At 44.0% G+C, this 18988-nt stretch carries 15 protein-coding genes and 1 other RNA gene; 11 read left to right on the forward strand and 5 right to left on the reverse strand.

Annotated features, from left to right (window positions below; all coding sequences use genetic code 11):
• Positions 1 to 60: 60 nt before the first annotated feature.
• The 5 genes from K5Q99_RS09070 to darG all read left to right on the forward strand — a co-directional run bounded on the left by K5Q99_RS09070 (position 61) and on the right by darG (position 6451).
• Positions 61 to 1056: a Fic family protein gene (locus tag K5Q99_RS09070; RefSeq protein WP_217529378.1), complete on the forward strand. Its 996-nt coding sequence runs from the start codon at positions 61 to 63 to the stop codon at positions 1054 to 1056.
• The gene (locus K5Q99_RS09075) at positions 1053 to 4166 is read left to right on the forward strand and encodes an HsdR family type I site-specific deoxyribonuclease (RefSeq protein ID WP_220776679.1); all 3114 of its coding nucleotides are present in this window, start codon (positions 1053 to 1055) and stop codon (positions 4164 to 4166) included. Before K5Q99_RS09070 ends, K5Q99_RS09075 begins: the two co-directional genes overlap by 4 nt.
• Before the next feature lie 378 nt (positions 4167 to 4544).
• A complete protein-coding gene (locus K5Q99_RS22440) occupies positions 4545 to 4709 on the forward strand; it encodes a hypothetical protein (protein ID WP_246604436.1) in 165 nt (54 codons plus the stop codon).
• Between the two features lie 132 nt (positions 4710 to 4841).
• On the forward strand, positions 4842 to 5381 hold the full coding sequence (darT, locus tag K5Q99_RS09085; RefSeq protein ID WP_246604437.1) for a type II toxin-antitoxin system toxin DNA ADP-ribosyl transferase DarT: 540 nt from the start codon (positions 4842 to 4844) through the stop codon (positions 5379 to 5381).
• Between the two features lie 8 nt (positions 5382 to 5389).
• The gene (gene darG, locus K5Q99_RS09090) at positions 5390 to 6451 is read left to right on the forward strand and encodes a type II toxin-antitoxin system antitoxin DNA ADP-ribosyl glycohydrolase DarG (RefSeq protein ID WP_220776680.1); all 1062 of its coding nucleotides are present in this window, start codon (positions 5390 to 5392) and stop codon (positions 6449 to 6451) included.
• Between the two features lie 51 nt (positions 6452 to 6502).
• Here darG and K5Q99_RS09095 read toward each other — a convergent pair whose 3' ends face one another.
• The 3 genes from K5Q99_RS09095 to smpB all read right to left on the reverse strand — a co-directional run bounded on the left by K5Q99_RS09095 (position 6503) and on the right by smpB (position 8937).
• Entirely contained in the window at positions 6503 to 7750 is a 1248-nt protein-coding gene (locus K5Q99_RS09095) for an integrase domain-containing protein (protein WP_220776681.1), read from the reverse strand.
• Positions 7751 to 8018: 268 nt separating this feature from the next.
• Positions 8019 to 8374, reverse strand: a transfer-messenger RNA (tmRNA) gene (gene ssrA / locus K5Q99_RS09100).
• 71 nt (positions 8375 to 8445) lie between these two features.
• The gene (gene smpB / locus K5Q99_RS09105) at positions 8446 to 8937 is read right to left on the reverse strand and encodes an SsrA-binding protein SmpB (protein ID WP_011790147.1); all 492 of its coding nucleotides are present in this window, start codon (positions 8935 to 8937) and stop codon (positions 8446 to 8448) included.
• Positions 8938 to 9215: 278 nt separating this feature from the next.
• Between smpB and K5Q99_RS09110 the strand changes: the two genes are divergently transcribed.
• Both K5Q99_RS09110 and K5Q99_RS09115 read left to right on the forward strand, forming a co-directional pair.
• Positions 9216 to 9653: a type II toxin-antitoxin system RatA family toxin gene (locus tag K5Q99_RS09110; RefSeq protein WP_028760728.1), complete on the forward strand. Its 438-nt coding sequence runs from the start codon at positions 9216 to 9218 to the stop codon at positions 9651 to 9653.
• Positions 9643 to 9975 (forward strand): RnfH family protein, encoded by a 333-nt coding sequence (locus K5Q99_RS09115; RefSeq protein WP_106651167.1) that lies wholly within the window; start codon positions 9643 to 9645, stop codon positions 9973 to 9975. Before K5Q99_RS09110 ends, K5Q99_RS09115 begins: the two co-directional genes overlap by 11 nt.
• A 114-nt stretch (positions 9976 to 10089) precedes the next feature.
• On the opposite strand, the gene K5Q99_RS09120 is transcribed toward K5Q99_RS09115, so the two are convergent.
• Positions 10090 to 10581 carry an outer membrane protein assembly factor BamE gene (locus K5Q99_RS09120; protein WP_246604439.1) on the reverse strand — a complete coding sequence of 164 codons (492 nt, stop codon included), beginning with the start codon at positions 10579 to 10581 and terminating at the stop codon, positions 10090 to 10092.
• Between the two features lie 418 nt (positions 10582 to 10999).
• Between K5Q99_RS09120 and K5Q99_RS09125 the strand changes: the two genes are divergently transcribed.
• The 4 genes from K5Q99_RS09125 to K5Q99_RS09140 all read left to right on the forward strand — a co-directional run bounded on the left by K5Q99_RS09125 (position 11000) and on the right by K5Q99_RS09140 (position 15969).
• A complete protein-coding gene (locus K5Q99_RS09125; protein ID WP_220776683.1) occupies positions 11000 to 11791 on the forward strand; it encodes an SAM-dependent methyltransferase in 792 nt (263 codons plus the stop codon).
• Positions 11792 to 11849: 58 nt separating this feature from the next.
• A complete protein-coding gene (locus K5Q99_RS09130) occupies positions 11850 to 12065 on the forward strand; it encodes a hypothetical protein (RefSeq protein ID WP_220776684.1) in 216 nt (71 codons plus the stop codon).
• A gap of 48 nt (positions 12066 to 12113) precedes the next feature.
• Positions 12114 to 13859, forward strand: coding sequence for a GGDEF domain-containing protein (locus K5Q99_RS09135; RefSeq protein WP_220776685.1), 1746 nt, complete (start codon positions 12114 to 12116; stop codon positions 13857 to 13859).
• A 340-nt stretch (positions 13860 to 14199) separates the two neighbouring features.
• A complete protein-coding gene (locus K5Q99_RS09140; protein WP_220776686.1) occupies positions 14200 to 15969 on the forward strand; it encodes a monovalent cation:proton antiporter-2 (CPA2) family protein in 1770 nt (589 codons plus the stop codon).
• Between the two features lie 91 nt (positions 15970 to 16060).
• Here the strand turns inward: K5Q99_RS09140 and K5Q99_RS09145 are convergent, their stop codons facing one another.
• Positions 16061 to 18502 carry a TonB-dependent receptor gene (locus tag K5Q99_RS09145; protein WP_220776687.1) on the reverse strand — a complete coding sequence of 814 codons (2442 nt, stop codon included), beginning with the start codon at positions 18500 to 18502 and terminating at the stop codon, positions 16061 to 16063.
• Positions 18503 to 18988 lie beyond the last annotated feature (486 nt).

Consider the following 18988-nt stretch of genomic DNA (forward strand, 5'->3'; position numbering starts at 1 on the left):
GTCAGTTATCCGGAAATTCCGGATAACTGCCTTTGATGGTAAGCATAAGGAGGCAGTCTAATGGCCTATCAACCGCCGTTTACCATTACCACCGAGATCCTCAACTTGGTCGCCGACATCAGCGAAGCCATTGGCCGTTTGACCGTTGAGTTTGAACAGGAAAAACTGTTGCGCCTGCGTAAGGTCAACCGCATGCGAACGGTTCAGGGTTCGCTGGCGATAGAGGGCAACACGCTGTCAGAAGCGCAAATTACGGCCATTATTGAGGGTAAAAGGGTGATTGCGCCCCCCAAAGAAGTACAGGAGGCGCGCAACGCAATTGCGGCCTATGAAGCAATCGGCAGCTGGCAGCCCAGTAAAAGTAAAGATTTACTGACTGCCCACCAGTTGTTGATGACAGGCTTAGTCGAAGAAGCAGGAAGATACCGCAGTCAAGGCGTTGGCGTAATGTCGGGTGATCAGGTGGTGCATATGGCACCGCAGGCCGATCGAGTACCTAAACTGATGGGGGAGTTGTTGGCTTGGCTGCGCACTACCAATGTACACCCACTGATGGCCAGTTGTATTTTTCATTACGAATTTGAGTTTATTCACCCGTTCGCGGATGGCAATGGCCGAATGGGGCGTCTGTGGCAAACACTAATTTTGTCGCAGTGGCACCCCATCTTTATTAATATCCCGGTAGAAAGTTTGGTGCATCAGCATCAGGAGGCATACTACCTAGCTATTCGCAACAGTACTGCCCAAACGGACTGTTCGCCGTTTATCCGTTTTATGTTGCAGATGATACTCGATGCCATTGAAGAAAGTACTTCCCATCAGCTTGAAAATGCGGGTATAAGCGCTGGTATAAATGCAGGTTTAAAGCTGTCACCGCTGGATCACGCCATCCTCGAATTGATAAAAGCAGACCGCTATATCACCAATGCCACGTTGGCCGAGCAGACTGGAAAGGCGCTCAGTACCATTGAACGCCGCATCAAAAAACTGAAACAACATTCATTATTAAAACGGGTTGGTGCCAAAAAAACCGGCCATTGGGAGGTTCACCTGTGACGGACTACAAAACAATCGCAGAATCCAACAACTTTATTGTGTTAGATAAATACACAAAAAACTGGCAGGTAGCAGAAAGCTTTCAAAGCGAAGCTGACCTTGAGCGCGAGCTGATTCAGGACCTAAAAAATCAGGGCTATGAGTATTTACCCGCGCTAACGACGCCAGACGCCATGCTGGCGAATGTGCGCAAGCAGCTGCAAGCCCTTAATAAGGTCGAGTTTACTGATGCCGAGTGGGCGCGCTTTTGCGAGCAATACCTAAACACACCCAGCGACAATATTCTTGATAAAACTCGCAAGGTGCACAGTGACTATATCTTCGATTTTGTGTTTGATGATGGCCATATAGAAAACATCTACCTATTCGACAAGAAGACCATTGCTCGTAACAAAATGCAGGTTATTAAGCAGTTTGAGCAAACGGGAAGCCATGCCAACCGTTACGATGTGACGATTTTGGTCAATGGTTTGCCTTTGGTGCAAATTGAACTGAAAAAGCGTGGTGTGGCTATTCGTGAGGCGTTTAACCAAATACATCGCTACAGCAAAGAAAGCTTTAATACAGAGAACTCGTTGTACAAGTTCTTGCAGCTGTTTGTGATCTCTAATGGCACCGATACGCGCTATTTTGCCAATACCACTAAGCGCGACAAGAACAGCTTCGACTTTACGATGCACTGGGCAAAATCTGACAATACGCTGATCAAGGATTTAAAAGACTTTACCGCTACTTTTTTCCAGAAAGAGACGTTGCTTGAAGTGATCTTGCGTTACTCGGTGTTTGACGTCAGCAATACCTTACTGGTGATGCGCCCCTACCAGATTGCCGCTACAGAGCGTATTTTATGGAAGATTAAGAGCGCGTTTAACGCTAAGAATTGGAGCAACACCGAGAGCGGCGGGTACATTTGGCACACCACGGGTTCAGGCAAAACACTCACTAGCTTTAAAGCAGCACGTTTAGCCACCGATTTAGACTGTATCGATAAAGTGTTCTTTGTGGTGGACCGAAAAGACCTCGACTATCAGACGATGAAAGAGTATCAGCGCTTCTCGCCTGATAGTGTGAACGGTTCAGACAGTACCGCAGGGCTTAAAAGCAACCTGGATAAAGACGATAACAAGATTGTTGTTACCACAATCCAAAAGCTCAACAACTTAATTAAAGGTGAAAGCGATTTACCTATCTACAACAAGCAAGTGGTTTTTATTTTTGACGAGTGTCACCGTAGCCAGTTTGGTGAAGCGCAGAAAAACCTGAAGAAGAAATTCAAAAAGTACTACCAGTTTGGCTTTACCGGTACGCCAATTTTCCCTGAAAACGCCTTGGGTGCAGAAACCACGGGCGATGTGTTTGGTCAGCAGTTGCACACTTATGTGATCACTGATGCTATTCGTGATGAGAAAGTACTCAAGTTCAAAGTGGACTATAACGATGTGCGCCCGCAATTTAAAAGTATTGAGACTGAGCAGGATGATAAGAAGCTCAGTGCCGCAGAGAACAAGCAAGCGTTCTTACATCCAATGCGCATTGGTGAAATCTCGCAGTATATTCTGAGCCATTTTAACCAGAAAACGCATCGAGCCTATTCTGGCGCCAAAGGGTTTAACGCCATGTTTGCGGTAAGTAGTGTTGATGCGGCGAAAGCGTACTATGAAACCTTCAAAACATTGCAGGCCGAGGCTGATAATGGCCCGACGAGTAAACCTCTGCGCATTGCGACTATTTTCTCATTTGCAGCCAATGAAGAGCAGGACGCCATTGGTGATATTTTAGATGAGAGCTTTGAAGTAAGTGCCATGAACAGCAGCGCGAAAGAGTTTTTGAGCGCCGCGATCACTGATTATAACGCCCTGTTTAAATCTAACTATGGCGTTGACAGTAATGGCTTTCAGAATTACTACCGTGACCTTGCTCAGCGAGTGAAGAATCAAGAAATTGATCTGCTTATCGTGGTCGGTATGTTTTTAACGGGCTTTGATGCGCCCACACTCAATACTTTGTTTGTTGATAAGAATTTGCGCTATCACGGCTTGATGCAGGCGTTTTCTCGCACGAACCGCATTTATGATGCGACGAAGACCTTTGGCAATATTGTTACCTTCCGTGATTTGGAACAGGCAACCATTGATGCCATCACCTTGTTTGGTGACAAAAACACCAAAAACGTGGTGCTGGAGAAGAGCTACAAAGAATACATGGAAGGCTTTAACGATATTGCGACTGGCCAAGCGCGTCGAGGTTTTGTTGATATCGTAAAAGAGCTGCAAGAGCGCTTTCCAAACCCAGAAAATATTGAAAAAGAACAAGATAAAAAAGAGTTTGCCAAGCTGTTTGGTGAATACCTCAAAGCAGAAAATATTTTACAAAACTACGATGAATTTGCTGGCTTGAAAGCACTGCAAAGCCTAGATACCAGTGATGAACAAGCGGTTGAAACGTTTAAAGCTAAGTACTACTTGGACGATGCTGACATCGAGGCAATGCAAACCATCGATATGCCGAGCGAACGTGCTGTTCAAGATTATCGTTCTACTTACAACGATACCCGCGACTGGTTGCGACGCGATAAAGAAGGTCAGGACAAAGATAAGTCAACGGTAGACTGGGACGATGTGGTCTTTGAAATTGATTTGCTGAAATCTCAAGAAATTAACCTCGATTACATTCTTGAACTGATTTTTGATCACAATAATAAGAACAAGAGCAAAGAGGGTTTGATTGAAGAAGTTCGCCGTATGATACGCGGTAGCTTAGGCAATAGAGCGAAAGAGAGCTTAGTAGTTGATTTTATTAACCAGACCGATTTGGATCAGATTGCTGACAAAGCCAGCATCATTGATGAGTTCTTTAAATTCGCCCAAGCAGAGCAGCAACGGGAAGTGACTGAGCTTATCCAAGAAGAGGGCTTGAATGAGGACGCCGTCAAACGCTACATCGCTGCTTCGTTAAAGCGTGAATATGCAACTGAGAACGGCACTGCACTGAATGAAGCTTTGCCGAAGATGAGCCCGCTTAGCCCACAATACAAGACCAAGAAGCAAAGCGTGTTTCAACGGATTGTCGCCTTGGTGGAGAAGTTTAAAGGGGTGGGCGGGGCGTTATAGCCTAGTTGAATTTGGGTGATCACCTGAGCATAGTCATTGGCCCGGACACTCTCAGCAGTGAAAGGGATGTACAACGCTTGACTAACGAACTGGAAGGTGTGCGCAGGCCAAGAACGATAGACAATTACGTTTCTGCTATGCGCCAGTACGTAGCTATGGTTCATGAACTTGGGTTCCTCCCCAATGAAAATCTCTCGATAGCCAATGAGCTGGTTGAGATGACTGCGCCAGCCATAGGACCGAAGCCGCAAGCATTCGGACAGTAAAGGTCTTGGGGACGAAGTTCAAGAGGATGAGAAAATCATCGGAGACAGCAACTTAGATGAGAAACATTTTCTACACTCGTCATTTAGAGAGAAGTTATTAGAGCATTTGTTCGTGGCCGAATTGCTAAAACGCAGCTGGCTAGAGCACACCTGTGAGCTTGAAATTGCCAAACCTGAAGTTGACAGCAAAGGTTATGACTTGATTTCTGAGAACAAGGGGATTGTGAGGCATATCCAGCTAAAGTTGACTAAACGTGGTAGTAACGCAGCTACCTAAAACATTCACCCGTTGCCAAACATACCAAGGCGAACGCGGAAGGCAAGAAAACACTCCGCCCACAGCTTCGTAGGGTAAGCAAAAGACTGTTTCAGGCGGTGAACAGTATGGATGAGCTTTATCGGATTTTGTTTGGCAGAATATAAGCGCATGGAACTTGGTTTAGTTAACCAGAATATTGGCTATAGCCACATTAAGCCGCGTCGTTTAGTTCGCCCTGTGAATGTGGCTGCTGGTGGGACTATTGGGCAATATGTGCCGTTTAATTTTTGCCCTCGCTCCGTGATGCTATTTGTGATCCATAAAGGTCATGATGACGATCTGGGTGGACAAGAGCGTGTATTACATTTGATCAGTGATATCGGCACCATTCGATTGACTAACGATAATTGCTTCTTTACCGATATACATGCAGATTTGGATTATGCCGAACAAATAGATGATTTCACTCGTATTAATGAATTGGACTTAGAGCGGATCATTAATGAACGCTATTGGTCAGACTTTAAAGAGGAGAAGCAGGCAGAATTTTTAGCATTCGAATCTGTGGCATGGCACACTATCCGACAAATCGGGGTAAAAACCCAAGCGGTAGCAGAAGAAGTGAGCGTATTACTACAAGCTATACAGCATAAGCCTGAGGTTATTGTGCGGCCACAGTGGTATTACTAGAGGTTAAAATGATTACTTATCACAAAGGCAATATATTACATGATCAAGCTGATGCAATCATCAATACTGTTAACACAGTAGGGGTGATGGGTAAGGGCTTGGCGTTGCAATTTAAAAAAGCCTTTCCTGACAACTTCAAAGTATACAAAAAAGCCTGTGACGATAAGTCTTTGGTGACAGGTACTGTGCTGCCCGTTTCACTTGATTCAATCAACTCACCTTTTTATATCATCAATTTCCCCACTAAAGCACACTGGAAAGGCCAATCTAAGCTCGAATACATAGAGTCAGGTTTGGAGAGCCTTAAAGCTGAAGTTCGCCGTCTTGGCCTCAAATCAGTGGCTATTCCTGCCCTAGGCAGTGGATTGGGTGGTTTACCCTGGCATGAGGTTGAGCAAGTCATACAGACTTCACTCGCTGAGTTGCCTGATGTTGATTGGCGCATTTATCCACCACAAACAGCGCCTAGTGCTGTGCTTATGCCCAATCAAACTCGACGCCCACGAATGACTATTGGTAGAGCTGCAGTTCTAGGTTTAATCGACCGCTATGTATCTACTGGTTTTGGCTACAGATTGTCATTACTTGAAGTACAAAAGTTAGTTTACTTTTTGACTGTGGTGGGCGAGCCATTAAATAAGGTTGTTTTTAAAAAGCATCATTATGGGCCTTACGCTGATGTACTCCGTCACGTACTCGATAAGATGGAAGGTCACTTTATTTCTGGTTATGCCGATGGTTTGAATAAGCCAGAAACACCTATTGATCTCAAAGATGATGCCGCCAAGGAGGCTTTAGGTTTCCTAGAGCAACACTCAGAGACTAAGCAACGTTTTGATAAAGTCGCTAAGCTAATTGAAGGGTATGAGTCTCAGAACGGCATGGAACTACTGTCAACGGTTCATTGGGTTGTGACACAAGAGTCAAATCCTGCACTGTCTGCTGATGAGTTAGTTCAGCGGGTTCACAGCTGGAATGCGAGAAAGGCTACAATGAAACCCGCTCATATTCTTGCAGCGTGGAACAGATTAAGTGAGCAAGACTGGTTACAGTTACGAGCCTCAGTTTAATGATTTATTAACAGATAATAAGCCTCTTAATTGAGGCTTTTTTTGCGCTTTTTATTGAGCTACAAGTCGTAAGTTTTTGGCATTATGCGCAAGACTCACGTTCCCTTTAGCTGCTTCCATAATGTATTCACTCCACCATGTCATCATCACTCGACGGCGCTCAAGGTAAATACTGCGGTTATAGGCACTACGTACTTGGTTTTTATCAGTATGGGCAAGGGCAGCTTCTATTACGTCAGGATCAAAGCCTTGCTCATTTAGTGTTGTACTGGCAAGAGATCTAAAGCCATGGGCGGTTGTTCTGTCTTTTAATCCCATTCGTTTTAAAGCGGCATTGGCGGTTTGTACATTACAGTGAGTTTTTGGGTCTCTATCTGCTGGAAAGATAAATTCCCTATGTCCGGTTATTGGTTTAATGGCTTGTAATAGGGCTAATGTTTGCTCTGTGAGCGGAATGAGGTGATCGCGTCTCATTTTCATTCTAGCAGCAGGGATAAGCCAAACACCTTCCTCAAAATTAATTTCATCCCAACGAGCGCGGGCGGCTTCATTAGGTCTAGTCATGGTGTGCAACTGCCATTCAATTAAAAAGCGAGTTACTTTTTTAATACTAGCATTTGCAACTGCTTGCATTAACTCCGGTAGCTCACTTGGTTGCATTGCTGCTAAGTGTTCTTTACGAGGCTTTTTGAAAATAGCCTTTATTCCCGATAGTGGATTAGCGTGGATAATTCCGATATTAACAGCATAAATCATCACTTCATTGAGTCGTTGCGTTAATCGTTTAACTGTCTCTAAATTACCTCTTGCTTCTATTGGCCTTAAATATTCAATGACCATAGGCGCTGTAATTTGAGTAACAGGAATATCTTTCAATGAAGGGAGTAGGTGAAGTTTGAAGGAGCGCCAAGTCGCAGCGGCATGATCCTCTGTGATAGCATCTTTTTTCTGTTCAAACCATTCCGCGGCAATTTTACCAAATGTGTGCTCGATAATTGCGACTTTAGCGGCAAGTTGCTCTTCTCTATTTGCCTTAGGGTCTGTTCCATGGGCAATAAGAGTTCGTGCTTCTTGTGTGAGCTTACGTGCAGATGCGAGTGATATATCTGGATAAGAGCCTAAGCTAAGGTTTTGACGTTTTTTAGTGATAGGGTGCGAGTAGTTTAATAACCAGAGTTTGGAACCATTTGGTTTAATTCTGATTTGCAGTCCACCACCATCAGCAAGGTTATACTCCTTGTCTTTTGGTTTAGCTGTTTTGATTTCTGTATCAGATAGAGGCTTAGCTAGTCTTGCCATAACAACACCTTAGCAGCATTACTTTGTAGACACTCAGTGTTACTAACGTAGTTATTTAGATAACGTGTTGATTTACATTAGATAACGCCATTTTTAGTAACACCGACTATCGAGAACAAGCATTGGTGTTACATCCGATGTTACTAAAAATTGTGGATGTTACCAAACACTATTAGACGTCTATAGACATGATTTGCAGCTAAGTCATTGAGTTTGATTTATTTAAGGCAATAAAAAAGACGTCCTGAGACGTCTTAGTTACTTCATTTGGTGGAGGCGGCGGGACTTGAACCCGCGTCCAGAACACCTACATCCAAGGCACTACATGCTTAGTCTCTCTTTTAATTAACCCGAATAAACTCCGAAAGACAGGATTTCATCGGGCGAGTCCGGTACTATTTCGCGGTTCACCCCCGGACGGAGTTCCCTCGCTATCAAATGTAAGATGACCACCTGTATACACCGCCCATTTGAGAGACCTGTGTCAGATGGCTAGCTAGCCTAAGCTGCTAGAGCGTAGTTATCGTCGTTTGCAACTATAACTTTGCGGCTTTTTACGAGGCCAACCGCCCCTCGGCATGCTCCCAGGGTTTCGTGAATCCTGTCGAATCCAGAATCGCCCCCAAGAATTTGATTGTAACCCGTAGCATAATGATTACCTAGCATCATTTACTTCAAGTTCAATCGTTTGTTCATTATCCGTGCGTTTTTTCTTTTTTCATCACGCGGGCTTTTTCAACTTCCCATTCACGCGCTTTAGTATCTTCGCGCTTATCGTGATCTTTCTTACCTTTACCTAGACCAATTTCCACTTTCACCCATGCACCTTTACGCCAGTACATTGATATAGGAATAATAGAGTAGCCTTGGCGCTCGACTAAGCCCGCTAGTTTATCTAGCTCTTTACGGCTGAGTAGCAATTTTTTTAAGCGTAGTGGGTCACAGACAACGTGTGTCGATGCCGTATTCAAGGGAATAATGGTGCAGCCATGCATAAAGGCTTCGCCATTTTTCAGGAATACGTAACAGTCGGACAAGTTGACCTTACCCATACGGATAGATTTCACTTCCCATCCCATAAGGGATAGGCCGGCTTCCATTTTCTCTTCGAAACGGTATTCGAAGGTTGCGCGCTTATTACGTGCGATAGTCGCAGGCGCGGCTTTGCTTGATTTTTTCTTTACCATAGTGGCGCCATTATACGCACGGTTAATCAATTTGGTATTGATATAAGGTTTTATTTAGTTAATTTCAAGCCTCTATCGCGTTGTTGCTGTTTTTTTGAACGCGATTAGGCTGTTGAGTATCAACCTAAGTGCACAAGGGGTGCGTTTTTTACGTATCGTGATAAAATCCGTGCAAATTTTGATTGCTTGCCTAAGTTGTTTATCTTGCGTGCGTTCTTTTTGTGCGTACGAGCTTGTTTAGGTCGTTGTGAAGTCGTTAGTGAAGAGTGCTAAGTCCTATGCCGCAAATTTCTCGAAGTGTGTTAGTCCGTTTTAGTGCGATGCAAATGTATGACTTAGTGAATGATGTCGAGTCGTATAAAGAGTTTTTACCCGGTTGTGTGGGTGGCAAAGTCTTAGAATTTGACGGCAAAACTATGCTGGCATCTGTGGATGTGAGTAAAGCGGGGATCCGTAAGACCTTTACGACTCGCAACCAAGTGGTTCCTGGTAAGAGTATTGATTTAACATTGGAAAATGGACCCTTTAAGCATTTATTGGGGCAGTGGCGTTTTACTGAACTGACTGAAGAAGCCTGCAAGGTAGAATTCGAGCTGAGTTTTGAGTTTTCAAGCTCGTTAGCCGATATGGCCTTTGGTAAAGTGTTTAATGATCTTATGGTATCAATGGTGACGGCATTTACGAGTCGCGCTAAGGTAATTTACAGTGACAAATGAGACAGATAAGTTTGTAGTTGATGTGGTTTACGCCTTACCTACACAGCAAAAAGTGATTTCGGTGAATGTGAATCCTGGCACGTCAGCGATAGAGGTGGTGCGTTTAAGTAACATAGTGAGCTTTTTCCCTGAAATCGATTTAGAGACGGTTAAGCTCGGTGTGTTTAGTAATGTGGTCAAACATGACCAAGTGATTTTACCTGGCCAAAGGGTTGAGATTTATCGTCCTTTGATTGCTGATCCTAAGGATGTGCGTCGCCGCCGTGCGGATAAAGCTAAAGATGAAGGCCGAGCGAATAAAGTGACGGGTGGACGAGCTTAATACGATTGGTATTAAGACTGATATCAGTTTGCCATCATTGCTCAATAAAAAAGCGCCCTAAGGCGCTTTTTGTATTTCATTTGACTGAGAAGAGCATAAGCAAAGTTTAGGATTTTACTTAATTGGTTTTTGAACCTGCGCTTCAGCTTGGTTTTCTTTTACTAAGGGCTTGACATCGGGACGCTGTGCAGGAATTTGTGGCACTAGCTCAGTTTTATTCCCCGTAGGTAAACTACTTTGCTCAAGTGGCGTATCAAATTCTTTGCTTAGCTCATAATCGCCATTTACTGCGGTCAGTTTATCACCCGTAAAGTGCAAAATGAGTTCTTTATGCGTAATGCTGGCATCGCGTCCACTCTTGTAGTGATACACATAGTACCAAGTATCGTCGGCGAAACTATCGCGTAATACTGGACGGCCGAGAATGTATTCGGCTTGTTCTTTGGTCATGTTAATGCGCAACTTTTCGACTTGTTGCGGTTCCATGTAGTTACCCTGTGGAATGTCGGGCTTATAAATCAACCAATCGAACACACTACAAGCACTGAGCGAAACAGAGAGCGCCACAGCGCTCAGCAGGGTAAGACTTTGCTTTTTATTGATCATTGTATGCGCTACTTCTGAAAATCTGGCGGCCATAATACCCAAGCATTCCCCTTCATGACAAGGGCAATCGGGCTTTGCTGCCGTCATAGATCGAATTGTGTGACTTTTCGACCCGCGATGCTGGCTTTAGTTCTCAATCTTTAAGGATATTTATTACTGGAAGTCTTGTGGCAACTGTGGAGGTGTTTTTAGCCTCTTAAGCGTGTTGACAGGATTGTATAAAAGGAAATGAGGGCCAGATTTTTTCTTTAAAGCCAAGCAATTAGTCAGTAAGTCGATAAACAGTTTGTGTGGCGATAAACATAGTAATCTTGCTTAAATCAGATTAAAGTTGCAGATATGTTTTTATTATGTTCTTGCGCTGTGATTTTTAGCTATGAGTTCGCAGTGTTTGAAATAAAGTATTGGGATAGATGCTTTGGGGTCATTAGTTTGTGTAGGCACGGGCTTGCAGCTGGCTGGACAAATCTGTGTGATGAGTCGCAGTTATATTGAACATGCCGATGTGGTGTTTTCACTCCTGCCCGATGGTTTTTCCCAGTGTTGGATCCAGAACATTAATCCCAATGTCATCAATTTACAGTCGTTTTATGCTCAAGATGGCGAAGTGAAAAATCGCCGAGAAACCTATGAACAAATGGTTAATGCTATATTGGAGGCTGTGAGGGCTGGCAAGAAAACCGTTTGTGCGCTTTATGGTCATCCAGGAATTTTTGCCTGTGTTTCCCATATGGCGATTACGCGGGCTAGGGCAGAAGGGTTTTCAGCGAAGATGGAGCCGGGGATTTCGGCCGAGGCGTGTTTATGGGCTGATCTGGGCATTGACCCCGGCAGCTCTGGGCATCAAAGCTTTGAAGCTAGCCAGTTTATGTTTTTTAATCATGTGCCCGATCCGACAACCCATTTATTGTTATGGCAAATTGCGATTGCTGGCGAACATACCTTAACTCAGTTCCATACTACGAGTGACAGGCTGCAGATTTTGGTTGAACAACTGCATCAATGGTATCCGCGAGATCATCAAGTGGTGATCTACGAAGCTGCCAATCTGCCAGTTCAAGCCCCTAGAATTGAGTATTTGCCATTGAGTAAGCTGCCTGAGGCAAACTTGTCTCCGATCAGTACTTTACTGATCCCGCCAGCAAAAAAACTCGAATACAACTATGCTATTTTAACTAAATTAGGCATTAGACCTGAAGACTTAGGCTAATTGCGAGTGCTGTACTTCTGAGCTGAGTTCGGGAGTCATTATATAAATAAGGAAAAGTATGTCTGCATTATCGGATTTTTTTACTCAGTTGGGTCAAGATGCACAGCTGATGGAAGCGTATCAACAGGATCCTGAGGCCGTTATGCGTGCCCATGGGTTAAATGATGAAGAAATTGTAGCCGTCATGTCGGGAGATATGGAAAAACTGAAAAGCTTGAGTGGCGATGGTGATTATCAGTCCTACTTAGTTATTTCCCATGGTAACGGTGAGTAATTGAAACTCCTGCGCGCTTTTTTGTGGTTATGTTCGGGTATATTTTGTATGCCCTTAATGGCTGCAACTATCAATTTTGATGAGGCGTTAGCAGAGCTAGAACAACTGCAACATACCGATCTATCCATTGCCATTACTAAGCTCCATGAACTTGAAGCTGATTTCGAGCATATGACGCGTTTTCAACAAGGGCGCTTATTAGTATTTAAAGGGACTTCATTTATTTATTCAGGTCAATATCAAGAAGCCCTAGATAATTTAATTCAATCCGAAAATTTAGTTCAAAATAGCGATTATTTATTTTCTGCCTATAGCTATGAGGCAACGGCGTACATCGCCCTTAGGAACTTTAAAGATGCTTTTGTTGTAATGAGCAAAAGCCTAGGGTTAATAGATCGAATTGATAATATAGATATCAAACGTGCTGCATATCTACGTTTAGCCAGTTTGTACTCTGCAATGGGCATAAAAGAAGAGGTGGGGACCTACGCGGCTAAGGCACTATCACTTGCTGCAGCTGATAATGTAAAAGATATTTGTACTGCAAAGTTGTATTTATCAGTTTATCAATTAGAGCTTGAAATATATGACAAGGCATTTGATGAATTCCAGAACACACACGATTTTTGTGAGTCGAATGGCTTTCCATTGATTTCGTTTATTGCATTGAAAGGAATGGGGGAGTCTAAGTTAAGGTTGCAAGAATACACCTCTGCAGTTGCTTTACTTTTGAAAGCGTTAAAGGGGTACGAGTCTTTTAACTTTCAATTAGAAATTAATAGTGTCCATTCTTTGTTAGCCGAAGCATATTTTTCACTGGAGCAATTTGCAAATGCGGTCGAGCATGCCAAGTTCGTTACGTCATTACCTAATGAACCTAGTTATACCGAGTTAAAGCATAATGTCTTTAAAGTGTTAGCTGGCTTAAATGCTGAGAATAAACAGTTTGAACAAGCCTATGAGTATTCGAAAAAAGAGCAGTATTACAATCAGCTGATGTTTGATGAAGCGAAAATGAAAACGTTAGCGTATCAGGCCGCTAAATTTAATGCCGATGAACAGGCGCGTGAGATCAATCTACTCAATAAAGAGCGAGAGCTTTATATCGCTCAGCAAACGGTAAAAGAGCGCGAATACACTAATATGCTGATGTTTATCACTATTTTAGTGGGTGGATTGTTCTTCCTCGGCATTTTGTTAGCGGTAGGCCAGATGCAGAAACGTAAGTTTATGCGTATGGCGAGAATGGATGCCTTAACAGGCATATTGAATCGCGGGGCAGGGCAAGAGTTAGGAGAAAACCTTTTTGTGCAAGCCACGGCCCGCGGCGGGGATTTTTGTGTCATTTTATTCGATTTAGATTTCTTTAAGCGCATTAACGATTCTTTTGGCCATGGTACTGGCGATTGGGCGCTTAAAAAGGTGGTTGATTCCCTTAAATCTCATATCCGAAATGGTGATGTTTTTGCTCGTATCGGCGGTGAGGAGTTTGCGCTTTTATTACCCTATGCCGATGAAGAGAAAGGCATGGAAGTGGCGGAGCAATGTCGAGCCCGTATTGAGGCCATTGATACCCAACATTCAGGGCATAAGTTCGTCATTACGGCGAGTTTTGGCGTGAGTGGTTTAATGGCTGATGATCTGAGTTTGGATCCATTATTCCACCGAGCCGACATGGCGCTCTATGCCGCTAAGGCCAATGGTCGCAACACAGTAGTACGCTATTCTGACATATTAAAATGTGACAAGCAGGCAACAGATTTACGGCGTCATATCGCATCGCCATCAGTGTAATGCCAGTCCTGTGAGCCATGTTGTCTTATCCAGAGTTGGCAAGCCCTTAGTGGTTCTATCCTTCCTTAGTTTATTGCTCGTTTTATATTTTGCAGCCACTCACTAACATGCAGCAACAGTCTAAGGTGTTTCTAAGTACCTAACTTCGTTTACTCAGCACTGTTGCTGCAGTTTACTTTCACAGTGCTTAAGTGATTTCACATCAAAAATTTCTCATTTTTAATGAATTGCCTTGACCTTGTTAATAAGTAAATGGGATATCATAGCTGTTAATTTGCCGAGCTGCGGCGGGGCAAATATATATGGAACACTGCGCATTCCTTTTTCCGTTGGAGCCTTCATGGAACAGTCGAGTTTACTCACGTCGGTGCTGCTATTTTTATTGGCGGCGGTTATTTTTGTTCCTTTAGGTAAACGTTTTGGCGCTGGCCCGATCCTTTCCTATCTAGCTGCAGGCATCATTTTAGGTCCTGGTGGCATGGCCTTAGTTTCTGATCCTGCTGCTGTGTTGCATTTTGCCGAGTTAGGTGTGGTACTTATGCTGTTTGTACTTGGACTCGAATTGAATCCAAGTAAATTATGGGAACTTCGCAGTGCTATCTTTGGTTTAGGCAGTGGTCAGCTGTTGTTGTCATGGGCTGCGATTGGAGGTTTGGCTTGGGGCTTTGGCTTGTCTATTGAGGCGGCTTTAGTGGTTGGCGCCGCGCTATCTTTATCATCGACAGCCTTTGCCGTGCAGTTAATGAGTGAGCATAGGTTGCTCACAACCCCACTTGGACGTGATGCTTTTGGGGTCTTGTTAATGCAAGATCTTGCCGTTATCCCCATGTTGCTGCTGACAGCATATTTGGCGCCCAATTCTGCTCAGATTGAACATCATGCGGTGCCTTGGTACTGGACGTGTCTTGCGCTCGTTGGTTTTGTGTTAGTGGGAAAATATTTACTGCCTAAATTCCTTAAACTAGTGGCAAGCAGTGGGGTGCGTGAAGTGCTCACCGCCTTTGCATTATTGCTGGTGATGGGCAGCGCTGAGTTAATGGAGTGGTTGGGACTTTCTGCGGGCATGGGGGCATTTTTGGCGGGTATTATGCTCGCTAACTCAAGTTATCGGCACCAGCTCGAAACTGACATAGAACCTTTTAAAGGCTTATTGCTTGGGCTGTTTTTCATGGCGGTCGGTATGAGTATGGATTTGAAGTTATTACTATCAGATCCGTTACTTATTCTGGGCATTTTAATGGCTATGTTGCTGATTAAAACCTTTGTGCTGATGGTGTTGGGGCGCATTCGGCACCACAAATGGCGCCCGAGTATTGCACTAGGGTTGATCCTTGCAGAAGGCGGTGAATTTGCCTTTGTGCTTTTATCTCAGGCGCAGCTATCTGGTATTGTCGGCGATAAAATTGCGCAAGTCCTTGTGCTTGCTATTGGTTTGTCTATGGCAGTAACGCCTCTATTATTTACTTTGTTCCGAGCAACTAAAGCCAAAGTGGTGGATACTCGTCTGCCAGATACGATTAATGTCACCGAATCTGAAGTGGTGATTGCTGGATTTGGTCGAGTAGGCCAGATCACCGGGCGTATTTTGGCCTCATCAGGTATCCCTTTTGTCGCATTGGATAAGGATGCGAGTCATGTGGATGTGATTCGCAAATATGGCGGTGAGGTCTATTTTGGTGATGCCAGACGCTTAGACATGTTGATGTCGGCGGGGATTGCTCGCTCGCGTTTATTATTGCTTGCCGTGGACAGTGTTGAAGATTCTATTGAAATCGCTCAGCAAGTGAAAACGCATTTTCCGCATATCAACATAGTCGCGCGGGCGAGGGACCGTAACCATGCATATCGTTTGATGAGCCTTGGGGTGACAGATGTCTTTCGTGAGACCTTTGGCTCGGCGCTGTCGGCCAGCGAGAAGATCCTTCAAGGTTTAGGTTTATCGCAGGTACAAGCCAACGAGCGGGTAAAAATCTTTGCTGAGCATGATAAGAAACTGGTGATTGCCAGTGCGGCTCATCAGAATGATTTAGCGACGTTAATCAATCTATCGAACAAGGGTAAGGCAGAGTTGGAATCCCTTATGCGCGGCGATAGGGAGAATGTGAGCTAATATTGTCACTTTGATTTGGATATAAAAAGAGAGCATAAATGCTCTCTTTTTATTGGTTTAAAACATCAAATTTAACGCTGATGTTTAGGTGTTAAAAGCTATAGCTGTATTGCAGTTTGACGTTGCGTTCTTCACCCGGCATACCGCCTAAGAACATCGCTTTACTGTAATAGTCTTTATTGAACAGATTATTGATATTAAGCTGGATTTTCCAAGAATCCGCGTTGAAGCTCACCGCCGAGTCGACAACGGTATAGCTAGGCACATAACCGTCTGGAATACCAAATGAGCTAGAGTGTGTGCTGCGATCATCGACAAATTTAGCACCAAGGCTTAATTCGATTGGGCTTGATAAGCTAAACCAATCGGCGCCATAGGTCACCCAAGCACTGGCAGTGACATAAGGTACGCCTTTTTGTCGGCTATTATAGGTTAAAGTATTTGGATTTTGTTTATCCCTTGCATCTTGGTACATGCCGTTGAGGTTAACGCGCCATTGATCATTAAGATGGGCATTGAGATCGAGTTCAACTCCCTGAGTATCTTCGCTACCATCGTAAAAGTACACGGGTACTTCTGGTCCTGATACGCCTACTTTATATTCTTCATTCGTATAAGGCACATTGGTTCGTGAGCTTTTAAAGAGCACCAATGATGCGAGCATTTGATCATCAAAGGCTTTAAAGCGCATACCCAGATCATTGCTTACCGATTCTGAATCTTCACGGTCAGTATTTTTGCCGGTCACAGAGCCTAATATACTGTAAGCCGTGCGCCCCTTTGAGTGGTTCACAAAGAAAGATAAATCGTCCGTTGGCATATAAGTTAAACCTAGATTATAGGTGATGCCGTTATCCGTAGTGTCCTCTTCCTGCGTCGCAGCAGCTTGACTTGCACTATAGCGTTCATCGACACCTAAGTGTTCATAACTTTGTTTTATCTCGTTAAAGGCAACGCCTACACGTGTGGTAAAGCCATGTCCTAAATATCCCACGTGTTGTACACCCAAACCCCAAGCGCTGACTTTTTTGTCATAGTTCGCAGTCTTGAGTGGGTCATAGTCCTCAAACTTGCCTGTACCCCAGTTAGGATTACGGATGTCGTAAATATAAGGCAGGGAACCTTGATAAGTGATTTCTCCATCCTTGTTTTTATAGATTTGATCGGCATCGAAGATAGAATATTGCTGGAAACGAATATTACGGTCTTCATAGTTGGCATTGACCAATAATTCATTGTCTATATTGCCGATTTGGAAGTCATAACGTAGATCGGCAAAGTACTGCCAAGACGTTTCGTCGGCATCGACTTTACGGTATTCCTGACGTCTTGCGGCAAAAGGATAAAGTACGCCATTTTCAACTAATGGCGCGCGGGGATCTGTGTTGATCGGGTTTTTGCCTTGTTTCCAATAGACGTAGTTATAGGCACCAGTTTGGCGTGCAAAACCTGACGTGTAGTCGCGATACTGCAACTGCTGATTAAGAAACAGATTATCGTTGAAGTAAATATTATGGGTCAGTTTAAATCTTAACTCTTCACCCTCATTGTCCTTCGCCATGGGTGAAATCAGCCCTGCATCACCAAACGAATAGGGGGTTAAGCCGTCAGCGCCCGACAACGAGGCCGCTAACTGCTGACGCTGTGCATCGGTGAGTTGTAGACCATTACCGTTGGGATCATTAACCAGATCTTGCCACGTGACCTCGCCCGCGCTCTTACCGCCGACAGATTCTGCATTGTAAATCCGAATCGGGTGACCAATTGAATCAACGGCAATAGCATCTTTGATGTAAGCGCCTGAAAGCATTACATCTTGGCTATCACTTAATACCCATTTTAAGGCGCCATAGATTTCGTCTCTGTCTGTACCTATATCACGATACCCATCACTGCGGCCAGATTTAGCCACTAAACGGTAGGCGACATCATCACTCAGGCCGCCCGTGCTATCCAGAGCAAGGGAGTAGGTGTCCCATTGGCCCATTTCGGCGCTGAACTTATGCTTTGACTCAAACTGTGGTTTCTTTTCAATCAGATTAATCACGCCACCAGCACTTCCCATGCCATAGAGTCCGGTCGCTGGGCCTTTTAATACTTCAACGGATTCAACGTTGGTTAAAGAGCGCGTGGGGTTGAAGGTATTACCTAGGCCAGCACCGCCATACATCCCATCATAGGTGTAATTTGCGCCTAAACCACGGATGACTATGTTGTCACCAATGCCATAGTTATTTCCCGCTTGAGTCACGCCACTGATGTTACGGATCAAGTCCTGCAGATTATCAGTGCCTTGGGTTTCGATCAGCTCTTGGCCAACAATCACTACAGCTGCTGGGGTTTCCATAAGAGACATGTCGGACTTAGTTGCCAGCCCTGAATTCTTCACTACTGAGTTCTGTCTGCCATAAACCGTGATGCGCTCAACGTTGGCTTCAGCATTTGCTGATATCGAGTTGGCTTCGGCGTGTGCGGTTTGCGATAAAACAGAAAGGCAGGCGAGTGCAGTTAGCGACAAACGAAATGGTTTCATTAATGGTTCCCCCAAATAAATAGGTCGCGAATAGTAATGATTTGCATTTAAGTTGGCAACAAATGTTTCAGTTGTTATTGTCAAAATGTGCAGTGCTGCCAATAAATGCTGCGAAATGGCATCTTTGTCAGCAAACCGATAATGGGCTCTAGCAAGAGAGAAACGTCATAAATGGGCGGGTTTACGCTCCATCCCGTTGTAATTTCAAATTTGTTTCATTTTTTTTATAAAAAAGTGATTTATTTTTTGAGTTAACCATTACATCCCACCTTGTTGATCGGGAAACGCAACCTAGTGCTTAGCGGGTATTGCACTTAGCTATTATTGCTTTTACGTAAACGTCAAAATGAAACGGTCGTTTAAATTATTGGTGATGGTCGCAGTCATTATCATCATGATTTATATGGATTTAGCTTGCTTCCCTCTAGGTTAGTTCAAAACATCGAGTATTTTCTACTTAGGTCTAATAGGATAAAAATACTGTAT

It is taken from the genome of Shewanella hafniensis, assembly GCF_019655335.1.
Lineage (GTDB): Bacteria > Pseudomonadota > Gammaproteobacteria > Enterobacterales > Shewanellaceae > Shewanella > Shewanella hafniensis.

Bases quoted from the DNA above. Each gene is read 5' to 3' on its own strand.
- K5Q99_RS09130 (WP_220776684.1), top strand. From the start codon at position 11,850: ATGTCTGCATTATCGGATTTTTTTACTCAGTTGGGTCAAGATGCACAG.
- K5Q99_RS09095 (WP_220776681.1), bottom strand. From the start codon at position 7,750: ATGGCAAGACTAGCTAAGCCTCTATCTGATACAGAAATCAAAACAGCT.
- smpB (WP_011790147.1), bottom strand. From the start codon at position 8,937: ATGGTAAAGAAAAAATCAAGCAAAGCCGCGCCTGCGACTATCGCACGT.
- darG (WP_220776680.1), top strand. From the start codon at position 5,390: ATGATTACTTATCACAAAGGCAATATATTACATGATCAAGCTGATGCA.
- K5Q99_RS09110 (WP_028760728.1), top strand. From the start codon at position 9,216: ATGCCGCAAATTTCTCGAAGTGTGTTAGTCCGTTTTAGTGCGATGCAA.
- K5Q99_RS09145 (WP_220776687.1), bottom strand. From the start codon at position 18,502: ATGAAACCATTTCGTTTGTCGCTAACTGCACTCGCCTGCCTTTCTGTT.
- K5Q99_RS09135 (WP_220776685.1), top strand. From the start codon at position 12,114: ATGCCCTTAATGGCTGCAACTATCAATTTTGATGAGGCGTTAGCAGAG.
- K5Q99_RS09070 (WP_217529378.1), top strand. From the start codon at position 61: ATGGCCTATCAACCGCCGTTTACCATTACCACCGAGATCCTCAACTTG.
- K5Q99_RS09120 (WP_246604439.1), bottom strand. From the start codon at position 10,581: ATGATCAATAAAAAGCAAAGTCTTACCCTGCTGAGCGCTGTGGCGCTC.
- K5Q99_RS09140 (WP_220776686.1), top strand. From the start codon at position 14,200: ATGGAACAGTCGAGTTTACTCACGTCGGTGCTGCTATTTTTATTGGCG.